Consider the following 10,243-nt stretch of genomic DNA (forward strand, 5'->3'; position numbering starts at 1 on the left):
TTTCATCAGGGCCAGCGGTCACATGAGCCGCACTCACAGGCCGTAGATATGACTGCACCCGACCACTTGCACTCACGTTCAACAAAACCCTTGCCGGCAGGGAGCGTCCAGATATGACGATGCCTGCGCGAAGCAGACGACAGGTAGAACGGCCTTTGGGCGGCCTTCCTCGCTCTAGGACTCGTGCCGTGGCTGCTGGCAGGGATTGGGCGTCCCGGAGAGGGATAGCCCAAGAGCAGGAATGGCCGCCAGTGGCCTCCGAACGCGGTCGGTCTTTCAAGCGACCTGGAACGCTCGACGGGCTCTCTCGCGGATCTCGTCCAGCTCGTCTTGCAAGGAATTGATCTGCCCTTCGATTTCTTCGAAGGAGGAGCACTCGGGTGTGATGAACAGGCGCCCGTCCTCGCCCCGGATGTATCGCAGGAGGGCAATCTTGATGCCGGCCGGATTGTCCGGGGTTCCAGGCCTGATTTCCAGCTCGAGGGCTCCGAAGAGGTGCATGGGTGTCTCTCCTTCCAATCTGAATCTTGTCCGCAAAAAAGATAGAATGGGGAACCTAGCGAGTGGCTGCGCCTTCCTGAAAGGCTCCGAGGATGTTTCCATGTCTGATATTCCATTCCCTAGCATGCCGCAGCCGGACATTCCTGTTCCGCCACAGCCTGACTTGCCGACGCCAGTCCCCGAGACAGAGCCTGAGCCAGACGAGGAGCCTGATTTGCTGCCGCCTGAGCCGTCTGAGCCGCCAGGAGATGATGTCCCGAAGGTGGGTTAGCGCAACCGCATCTTCGCCCGCGTCAGCGGGCGGCAGGGTGTGATGTCGCGGTGGTGCCTCACCGGGTTTCATCACCGGATTTGCTCTCTGGGTGAGTGTATCGGGTGATCCCCTATAAGTTACCAAGCGGGAAATCGGGTGAGCACACCGGGATTTCGTCATTTAGCCGCTAGATGTTCGGTCCCAAAGTGTGGTGTGTCGGGTCAGTGATGAACCGATGCGGCTGCTCGGTCCAGGTTTTGCAGATGTCCTCGTAGGGGGTGAGGCCCCGTAAGGTCTTGAGCCGCCTGGCAGGGTTGTAGGCATCCAGGAACAGCTGCAGATGATGCCGGAGCTGGTCGTGGCTGTCGTAGTAGTGGCGCCTGACAGTCGCTTCCTTGATCGTGCGGTTCATCCTCTCGACCTGACCATTGGTCCAGGGATGGCGCGGCTTGGTCAGGCGGTGATCGATGTCGTTCTGGGCACAGGCGTACTCAAAGGCATGAGCGCGGAAGATCTCGCCTCGTGCCATGGCTTCTTTGATCAGAGGGGCCGCCGAACTGGTGTTGCCAGGCGTGGTGAAGTGGGTGCCATTGTCGGTGAGCACGGTGTGCACCTTGTACGGCGCCGCCGCGATCAGCGCGCGCAGAAAGTCAGCAGCGACCTGTCTTGTGGCTTTCTCATGCAGTTGCGCGAAAGCGAACTTGCTGGTGCGATCAATAGCCACGAACAGGTGGAGCCGCCCTTCCTCCGTGTGCACCTCGGCGATGTCGATGTGACCCGAAGGGCCGCGTTAGCGAAAGTAGCCGATGGGGTAGGCCTTGAACTTCTTCTTGGCCGGCTTGTCACCCGTCACCTCAGGCAAGCGGCTGATACCATGGCGCTGCAGACAGCGATGAAGCGATGAGCGGGTCAGGTGGGGAATGGTGGGCTGGAGGGCATAAAGGCAATCGTCCAGTGGCAGCAGGGTATGCCGGCGGAAGGCCACCACGACGGCTTCCTCCTCCAGCGTCAGCACCGTTGAGCGAACCTGCTTCGGACCCATGGGCGCATCTCTGAGGCTCGCGCGCTTGCGCCATTTCTGCACGGTGGCGGGGCTGATGCCGTAGCGCCGGGCCAGAGCTCTTACGCTTTCTTGACCAGCTTGGATTGCGCGACGAACTGCCTCTGTCGTGGTGGCGCTGCCGTGGAGAAGCTGTCCCATAAGCTGTCCCTCCAAGAAGAGATGATCGTATCACCACTTCGTGGGACTGAACATCTAGCCGGGTTTCGTGCATGGCCCTGGAGACAATCATCCTCACGAGCTGAGGAGGCCCGTGCGATGGAAGTGTTCTATGATGTCGAGCACCTGGAGCGCTATTCCACCCGAATGCGCAAGCAGAGGGAAGATCAGGCCACCTATCGGGAGCGGCTGAAGGACGAGGGCACCCCGGATCGAGAGGACATCGCTGCCGCGGTCCTGCGGAGATTGCTGAAGCTGTGGGCTGTGGCGCCGGACACCGCGAGCGATTTCAAGGAACATACCTTGGACGAGATGGGATGCGGCCGTTTCAATCGGGATAAGGCTGCGATGGTGCTTGATGTCATGATCCAAAGGGAATGGCGAGGAGGCATGGCGCGGGCTGACACTTATGCCCAGGCGGTGCCAAGAAAGCGAGCCTTCTCGCTCGGCTGGGCGCCTTTGAGGCCTTCCTTCAGCCGATTGAAAGCCGCTTCCGCGACTGCAAGGGCCTTGGCGGCCTCTTCCTTCTGCGTGGCGCTTGGAACAGATGGCTGTTTCCCCAGGCACTGGAAGTACCGCACGGCTTCTTCACCTGCCTGCTCCGCCGCGGCCTGGATGCTTGGGGTGACGGTCACCCATGAGAGCAAGTTGGTGATGTGTGCCCTGATATTGCGGGCATGCATGGCACGGCTGACGGCGTTCCAAGAGGAATGAAGGGCTCTCTGCGCCATGTCGATTTCTGCTTGGAGGACGTCGGGAAGCTGATCAGTCATGGAGAACTCTTGTGTCTGACGATGTCCGCAGAATGGGGTTGGGGCTTAACTGTCACCCTGCGTCTTGGGCACCTTGATCAGTGTGAAGGACGGACCTCGGTAACATTCCATTCTGCCATCACGTTGTTGCAGCACTCACAACGGGCGTAGTCCTCGTCTCGTGCGGGGGAACGCCGGAGCGTCACCTCGTATACCGCCCCGCAGTGCGGGCAGGTGTCCGTGCCGCCAGGGGTGGAATGCCGTGTCTTGACCATGTTTGGATCTTAGGCAGTGGGCTGTCTGCGGTCAATTGACCCGCTCCCCGGGCTTCGGGACTGATAGATCCTCAGTGAACTTCTGAATGATGGCGAGGCATCGTGCGGTTTCGATAGATCTGCTGCATCTTCTGAGAGCTCTCCTCACGAGCCTTGCTGGCGAGCGCCTTTTGCACATCTTCAAGGCGTCCGTGCTTTCGACCACACTGGGCGCACCGCACGATGCCTGTGGCTTTGCTCTTGGGCGGCAGGATTGCTTGTCCTGCCCTGCACTTTGGGCATGGGTAAGCAATCGTAATAGGTATTGTCATCATCTGGCTCTGCCTGTCCCGTTAACCGCCTCGGCTTTGCCGGATGCCCTGTAATAGTCGGTCCAGAGCTGCCTCAAGGCGAGGGTTTGGCTCTAAGGCTTGTGGAGGGGAGCCGCTTTTCTTCACTAACGGGCCCAGATGCCCGTTGACATTTTGGTGTGAGACGTCGGCGTGAGCGTTTCCAAGCACTTAGCTTTGAGCATCTAATTTGAGAATGTGCATTTAAATTGAGAATATGAGGTGCTTTGGACATTTCTTTTGAGACAATCGCCGCCCAACGTTGGCTGCCGATCTAAAAGGGGGCAGCTCGCGATACCAGAGAGCGCACCGCTTGGAACTGGCACGTAGAGTGCGAAAATGGATTGCCCGTTTGTCTCACTATTGATGTCCAAACCTGCCATAAATCCGATTTTCTCATTCCAAGATGTCAGCTGACAGCAGCCTTCCGCAAAATTTCCCCAGCGTCGAAGTGAGGGTCAGCGCCTGGAGTCGAGAGGATCCTCCGGGTGCCTTTCTGCATCCGGCTATACGGAAATCCTTAAGCCGGCGCGCCGTGCGACCCCGCGATGCCATCCTCGCGGACGATCCCCATCAACTCGGCCAAGCGGGTCCTGGCCCGATTGACCCGGCTCTTGATCGTCCCAACCTTGGTCCCAAGTGCCTCGACGGCTTCTTCGTACGACAGGCCCTCCGCACTCACGAGCAGGAGCGCCTCGCGCTGCTCGCGGGGCAGCCTGGCGAGGGCGGCATGCAGATCCTGGACCGCGAGCCTGTACTCCTGGTCCGGCATCGTGATCATCGTTGTCGCGTGGGTTCCGTCCGTATCCTCGACCTCGCGCTGCGTCCTGCGGTGGGCCGAGAGGAACAGGTTGCGCAGGATGGTCATGAGCCAGGCCTGGAGGTTCGTGCCGGCCTCGAACTTTCCCTGCTTGCTGATCGCCTTCAGCACCGTCTCCTGCACGAGATCCTCCGCTCGATGAACGTCCCGGGTGAGCGAGATCGCGTAGGGCCGCAGCGACTTCAGGCTGCCGATAAGTTCGTCGAGAAAGGCCTGGTCCATCGATTCCGTATGGGCCCGGATGACCTGCGCCACCCGATCGAGCAGCCGGGCCAAGCTCCGGGGCATCCTCTCCGCGTCGGGATTGCCGTAGAGGGTGCGCAGCTCGCGCCCGAGATGGATCTGGATGGCGTCGGTGAGTTAAGGGAACTCGGCGGGGTGGAGGCGTTCGTTCGGGATGCACTGTGTCATCGCCCATCAGATGTATCAGGCCGGGCTGGTTTCAACCGCGGAAGAAGGACACGGGAGCGGGCACCACCGGTATCGACGTCAATGCCGTCCATGACACAGGCCACCTGGAGCCATCCGCGAGGCCGCGCGGTGACGTTTGAAGATGCAACCAGCTTGCGGGCTCCCGATGGCCAACAGGAGTTCGCTTACGGTCTGTTAACCATGTGCGGCGAGGATTCCCCGCAACGGCAGGAATGATCATCCGGCCGTTGGTACCAGAGTACAGACAGGTAGGCTCATGGGTAACGAAGGACGTCCGGACCGGAAGCTCGCAGCGCCGCCGCTTGCCCCTGATGCACGAAAGCATATTGGGGCTCAGCTCCAGGTGGTCTTCGCAGACATCGAGGGAGAGCCGATCCCCAACGACCAGATCGACCTGTTGCTCGCGTTGCGGCGCGCCGAGCGGGAGTTGGGGCGGAAGGATCCCTGATCCGTTCATTGTCGTCTGCGACTGCGCGTCCTGAACATCCGGAGCCGCCGGCCAGGATCATGGAGCCTGTTGGTTCCGATCCTTACCGCCGCGCATCCCGCACGAGGCCATGGATGAAGCCCAGCTTCTCGACGACCGGCGGACTGATGATGAACGGATAGAGGTCGGGCTGGCCCATGCAGCGGGTGAGGCTGTTGAGCGCAAACGTGAGCGGGAGCCAGCCATCGACGATCCGTCGTATGTCGGCGCCGCGATACAGATCGATGCCAAAGTCGGCGGCCAGCATGCCGCTGTCGTCAAGCGGTGGGCCGACCCGGATGCCGAAGGCTCCCGCCATCTCGATCGTGTCGACGATGTGCAGGTAATGCGCCCAGGTCTCGGCGAAATCCTCCCAGGGATGCACCGTCGCATAGGCCGAGACGAAGCGCTCCTGCCAATCGGTCGGTGCTCCCGTGCGATAGTGGCGCTGCAAGGCCTCGCCATAATCCTCGCGCTCGTCCCCGAAGACGGCCCGGCAGGCCTCGAACCGGCCGCCATTGCGCACGAGCAGGTCCCAGTAGTGGTGGCCAACCTCATGCCGGAAGTGGCCGAGCAGGGTCCGGTACGGCTCGCCCATGGCGGTGCGGCGCCTCTCGCGCTCGAGATCATTGGCCTCGATGAGCGCGATGGTGATGAGACCCTCGTCATGCCCGGTCATCACCTGAGGGCCATCGTTTGCGGCCGGCTCGGCCAGGAACTCGAAGACCAGCCCATGCTCCGGATCCTCGGCCCGTGTTTTCAGCGGCAACCGAAGCTGAAGCAGGGTGTAGAACAGCCGATGCTTCGCTTGCTCCATCACACGCCAAGCGGCGAGGTTGGCTGGGACCGACGGGTCCGGGATGACGCCGTTGTGGCGGCAGGCGGTGCAGTAGACCTCGTCCGAGATGGCCGGGACGAGCCAGTTGCAGGCCTCGAACTCCGCATTGGCGCAGAAGCGATAGGTGCCCTCCGGCTGGGTCAGCGCCCGCCAGGTCGTGTCGCCGTCGGGTTCCAGCGCCGAGAGGGTGCCGGCATCGGGCAGGTAGCCCAGGCGATGGCCGCAGCGCTCGCAAGCGTGGTTCTCGAAATAGAGGAGTTGGCCGCAGGCCTGGCACTTGAAGAGCTTCATCGGGGTTTCCCATGCATTGACGGTAAAGGTGCTGCGACCGACGGCTCGGTCCTTTGCCGCCCCGGACGAGGGCACGGCCTGGCCAGCTCAGGTCAATATTGCCCCCTTGGCACTTGTCCGGAAATAAGCAGAAATCAGGTGCGAGGGGGCAAGGGGAGGGGCTCCGTTCCCTCCAACCAATCATGAGTTGCGGCCTCGCGGGCCGTCCGCTCGTCCTGAAAACCACGATCCGTGGTCTTCTCAAAGCCGCAGACGTGGCACTGAACCGCGGCAGCAAAGCAACCATCTTGCGTGGCGAAGCTCAGGACGGGTGCCGCGTCGCAGGAACACTGAGGACAGAGCCTCTGGTCCATATAGCTCTTCCTTTCGTCAGCGTTGCTGCCGGTTGACGTGAGTTAACGCAGTTGGAGCCGCTTTCGAGCCAGGACGGCCACGACAAATTTGTGCGGTGCAAAATGGCAGATGATCCGAGCTTGAACTCGCAGCCCCTACCATCCACGTGACATCCATATGGATGGTAAGCGGATGGTAACCATGGCAAGCAACGTACATGAGTTTCGGCCGAAAACTGCGGACAGTGAAAAGATCACCATCAACCTGGGCTATGTCGACCTGGGCCATGTCGATCTGCTCGTCCAGGAGGGTTTCTACTCCAACCGGACCGACTTCATCCGCACAGCCATCCGCAACCAGCTTGATCGGCACGACGATGCCGTCAGGAAATCCGTCGCCCGACACCAACTCGACCTGGGCCTGCGCCACTACAGCCGCCAAGACCTGGAGGGCGTGCAGGCGGCCGGCGAAGTGCTGCACATTCAAGTGCTCGGTCTCGCCAGTATCGCCAACGATGGCACGCCCGAACTGGCGCGGCAGACGATCGCCTCTCTCCATGTGCTTGGCGCCCTGCACGCCAGTCCGGCTGTCAAAGAAGCGCTAAAGGACCGCATGCGCTGACCACCGAGTAGCATCCGTCTCATCGTTTTTTGGCCTGTCAAACTCTTTCCCGACGCGGCAAGGGGCAGGTTCCGCTTTGTCCCACTTCGCCCCACAACAGGACCGAACCTATGAACACAAAACCAAGCATCGATATGCTTGAGGCAACTCGCCTGACCCGTGCGGGCCGGCTCGTAGAAGCCATGGCCATCCTTCAGAGAGGGCTCTCAGATGCCCCTCCGTCCGCGACCTCAGGTGAAACCAGCGGAGATGCCGGCCAGCATCCATTACGACGCGCCGTCCGGATCATTGACATGGTGCCACCATCCTCCAAGGGAGGGGCGTGGACTTCGCCCATATTCGACTCCCGACATCTGGATCCTCACGCGTTTGACGGTCTTCACGGAGACCTGGGCCAGCCCCAGATGCCTGAGGCGCTGCGTGGCTTCCTCGACCGTATGGGACAGTCCGGCTCCGCGTTTAGCGTCGACGGGCTCGGCGGGCCAGCTCCGGCTCGTGCGCCCGCCCCATTGCCCGCGGGAGCCCGGTTTGAAGAGAAGTCCTTTGCCAATGAGGCCGGAAGCCGTGCCTACAAGCTTTACGTTCCGAGCGGCTATAGGGGGCAGCCTGTGCCGCTCGTGGTGATGCTGCATGGCTGCACGCAGTCGCCGGATGGCTTTGCCGTTGGCACACGGATGAACGAGCTGGCTGAAGAGCAGACGTTTCTCGTCGCTTACCCGGCGCAGGCCCAGTCCGCCAACGCGTCCAAGTGCTGGAACTGGTTCAACGCAGCCGATCAACAGCGGGATCGGGGCGAGCCCTCGCTGATCGCCGGCATCACCCGTCAGATCATGCGTGACCTCTCTGTTGAACCCGGACGCGTGTATGTCGCCGGGCTGTCCGCCGGTGGGGCCGCAGCGGCGATCATGGGCTCGGCTTACCCGGACCTGTATGCCGCCGTGGGCGTCCATTCGGGCTTGGCATGCGGGGCGGCGCGTGACATGGCCTCGGCCTTCGCCGCCATGCGACAGGGTGGGGCGCCTCATCACAGTGGGGCCAAGCAAGCGGTGCCGACCATCGTGTTCCATGGCGATCGCGACACGACCGTCAATCCCGTCAATGGGGACCAGGTCTTCGCCCAGTCGCGGGCGGGATCCGATCTTCGGACGACGGTCAGCCGCGGTCAGGCTCCTGGTGGGATCGGCTATACCCACACAGTGGCGTGCGATGACAGCGGCCACCCGATGCTCGAGCATTGGGTGCTTCACGGGGCGGGCCATGCCTGGTCCGGGGGAAGCCCGAGCGGGTCCTATACTGAGCCCCGAGGACCCGATGCCAGCCGGGAGATGATGCGCTTCTTCCTTGAACACCCCAAACCGGCAGCTGGTGATGAGACCACGCCACAGTGAACCCACGTAGCGAGCGTTAAGCATCGTTGAATGAGCCCTCTAGCAGCGCGAAGGTGGGCATTCGATATGCGGGAACCGCACGGAAGATATCGAGCTCTGACCACCTCTGCTCCGCAAGCGAGCGTAGCGAATGCGACGTCTGCGACACAGATCGTCTCAGATGAAGCATGGTCCGTGGCTCAATGAGATCGTTTCTAAATGACGACGACGAACAATGCTCTCAGCTTCCAGGCTGGTGAAACGGTCGTGTATCCCGGCCATGGCCTCGGTGTGATCACGGGAATCGAGGAGCAAGAAGTTGCCGGGTTCAAACTTGAAATCCTCGTGCTCTCGCTTGACGCAGGAAAAGTCACGGTTCGCATTCCCGTCGCAAAGGCGAAAAGCAGCGGCTTGAGAAAGCTGTCCGAGCCGGCCGTCGTCAATCAGGCACACGAGATCCTGAGCGGAAAGGCTCGATCGAAGCGTGGCATGTGGAACCGCCGTGCAGCGGATTTTCAGGAGCGCATCAGCACTGGGCAGCTGACTGCCGTCGCCGAGGCTCTGCGCGATCTGAACCGCGGCCCGCAACAGGAAGAGGCCTCCTACAGCGAACGGCAGATCTTCGAGGGGGCCCTGGATTTCATGATAAAAGAGATTGCAGCGGTGAGGCAGTTAACCGAGACCGAGGCCCGGAAGCTCATTGAGCAGGGCCTAGCTGCCGCTCCCCGTTCCAGCAAATCAACCGAGGACGAAGCAGCGGCATAACCGCAGCTGCACGCCGTCTCGATTGCTGCCGAACGTCTCTCGTCCGCTGTACCCCAGTCCATCGTGATCGTACATTCTGACAGTCAGCCGTTGCCATCGATCGCTCAGACAACGCCTGTGAACGGCGGATGCTCTCACAGGCAAGTTTGACCTGCTCATCCAGGGCCGCAGCCAAGCGCCGGGTCCGATTGGCAAGCTCCTGAGCGGTTCGGGCCGGATGCGGCAGCTTGCGCAGCGCCGTGTGCCTTCTGGTACTGTCGAGAATCTCCGAGAACGGGAGCGTCTGGATCACCTGCCCGAGACAGTTCGTGATTTCGAACGTGTACCGGGTCGCGTCCGCAGACCGCGAATGGGTCCCTCGCACTCTTTAAAAAACCCTGACGCATCTGTTCCTTCTCCGGTTTTCCACGTTTCGTCCTCCATCCTCGATACCGTACTCTTGCTACAGAGCGCGAGCCTGCTGGCATCAACGAGCGGGACTGTTCCTTCGCACAAAGGCCGGCAATCGCTCTGTAGCGTCTTCCTCTCCGGGCCCAGCGGCGTCTAGGATCTCATCCAAAGCATCTGCCATATCTTCAATCTGTTCGAAGCTTGCTGTTACGGCGAGCCTGGAGCCGTCATCCAACTCGATGATGAGCTGGGGGTCGCCATCGGGTGATGATGAGACCAGGAAGCGCGCTAGTTTCTTTGTGTCAGGCATGGTGCTCTCCGGTTGTCCATCAATCATCTGAAAATCGTGTATGAAATAGCCAATTGCCTCTCACAGGTGATGCAATTGTCAAGTGCACCCGTGCTCTTGATCTCATAGCGAGAGTTAGGCACCGCATCACCCATTTCCACGCGCGTGATCCCGCCGTGCCAGGTGGGTCGACCTGGATTCCTCCCGGTCATGTGTAATGATGCTATCGCTTACCACCGGACGGTTTTGCTGGAGCACTGCCCTTGCCCTGGCTCACGAAGGGTGACGCTGCCTCGGCAACC

At 61.1% G+C, this 10,243-nt stretch carries 10 protein-coding genes and 1 pseudogene; 4 read left to right on the plus strand and 7 right to left on the minus strand.

The features are described from left to right. Positions 1-276 precede the first annotated feature (276 nt). From ACS5Q1_RS43980 to ACS5Q1_RS44000, 5 genes and pseudogenes are all read right to left on the minus strand, one after another. Positions 277-501 carry a hypothetical protein gene (locus ACS5Q1_RS43980; protein WP_473104133.1) on the minus strand — a complete coding sequence of 75 codons (225 nt, stop codon included), beginning with the start codon at positions 499-501 and terminating at the stop codon, positions 277-279. A gap of 440 nt (positions 502-941) precedes the next feature. Beyond that, a pseudogene (locus ACS5Q1_RS43985) lies at positions 942-1,955 on the minus strand (IS481 family transposase). Between the two features lie 425 nt (positions 1,956-2,380). Continuing rightward, positions 2,381-2,746 (minus strand): hypothetical protein, encoded by a 366-nt coding sequence (locus ACS5Q1_RS43990; RefSeq protein ID WP_473104134.1) that lies wholly within the window; start codon positions 2,744-2,746, stop codon positions 2,381-2,383. Positions 2,747-2,823: 77 nt separating this feature from the next. Further along, a complete protein-coding gene (locus tag ACS5Q1_RS43995) occupies positions 2,824-3,000 on the minus strand; it encodes an MJ0042-type zinc finger domain-containing protein (protein WP_473104135.1) in 177 nt (58 codons plus the stop codon). A gap of 849 nt (positions 3,001-3,849) precedes the next feature. After that, positions 3,850-4,437: a sigma-70 family RNA polymerase sigma factor gene (locus tag ACS5Q1_RS44000; protein WP_473104136.1), complete on the minus strand. Its 588-nt coding sequence runs from the start codon at positions 4,435-4,437 to the stop codon at positions 3,850-3,852. 400 nt (positions 4,438-4,837) lie between these two features. Here ACS5Q1_RS44000 and ACS5Q1_RS44005 point away from each other — a divergent pair, with 400 nt between their 5' ends. Next, positions 4,838-5,029, plus strand: a complete 192-nt coding sequence (locus tag ACS5Q1_RS44005) for a hypothetical protein (RefSeq protein ID WP_473104137.1) — start codon at positions 4,838-4,840, stop codon at positions 5,027-5,029. 82 nt (positions 5,030-5,111) lie between these two features. Here ACS5Q1_RS44005 and ACS5Q1_RS44010 read toward each other — a convergent pair whose 3' ends face one another. Further along, the gene (locus tag ACS5Q1_RS44010; protein ID WP_473104138.1) at positions 5,112-6,176 is read right to left on the minus strand and encodes a zinc-binding metallopeptidase family protein; all 1,065 of its coding nucleotides are present in this window, start codon (positions 6,174-6,176) and stop codon (positions 5,112-5,114) included. Positions 6,177-6,710: 534 nt separating this feature from the next. Between ACS5Q1_RS44010 and ACS5Q1_RS44015 the strand changes: the two genes are divergently transcribed. The 3 genes from ACS5Q1_RS44015 to ACS5Q1_RS44025 all read left to right on the plus strand — a co-directional run bounded on the left by ACS5Q1_RS44015 (position 6,711) and on the right by ACS5Q1_RS44025 (position 9,262). Continuing rightward, positions 6,711-7,130 (plus strand): CopG family transcriptional regulator, encoded by a 420-nt coding sequence (locus ACS5Q1_RS44015; protein ID WP_473104139.1) that lies wholly within the window; start codon positions 6,711-6,713, stop codon positions 7,128-7,130. Between the two features lie 110 nt (positions 7,131-7,240). Beyond that, complete coding sequence (locus ACS5Q1_RS44020) at positions 7,241-8,518, plus strand: extracellular catalytic domain type 1 short-chain-length polyhydroxyalkanoate depolymerase (protein ID WP_473104140.1); 1,278 nt, start codon at positions 7,241-7,243, stop codon at positions 8,516-8,518. A gap of 198 nt (positions 8,519-8,716) precedes the next feature. Continuing rightward, positions 8,717-9,262 (plus strand): CarD family transcriptional regulator, encoded by a 546-nt coding sequence (locus ACS5Q1_RS44025; protein ID WP_473104141.1) that lies wholly within the window; start codon positions 8,717-8,719, stop codon positions 9,260-9,262. A 466-nt stretch (positions 9,263-9,728) separates the two neighbouring features. On the opposite strand, the gene ACS5Q1_RS44030 is transcribed toward ACS5Q1_RS44025, so the two are convergent. Further along, the gene (locus tag ACS5Q1_RS44030; RefSeq protein ID WP_473104142.1) at positions 9,729-9,962 is read right to left on the minus strand and encodes a hypothetical protein; all 234 of its coding nucleotides are present in this window, start codon (positions 9,960-9,962) and stop codon (positions 9,729-9,731) included. Positions 9,963-10,243: the final 281 nt, after the last annotated feature.

Source organism: Microvirga sp. GN3, assembly GCF_055792825.1.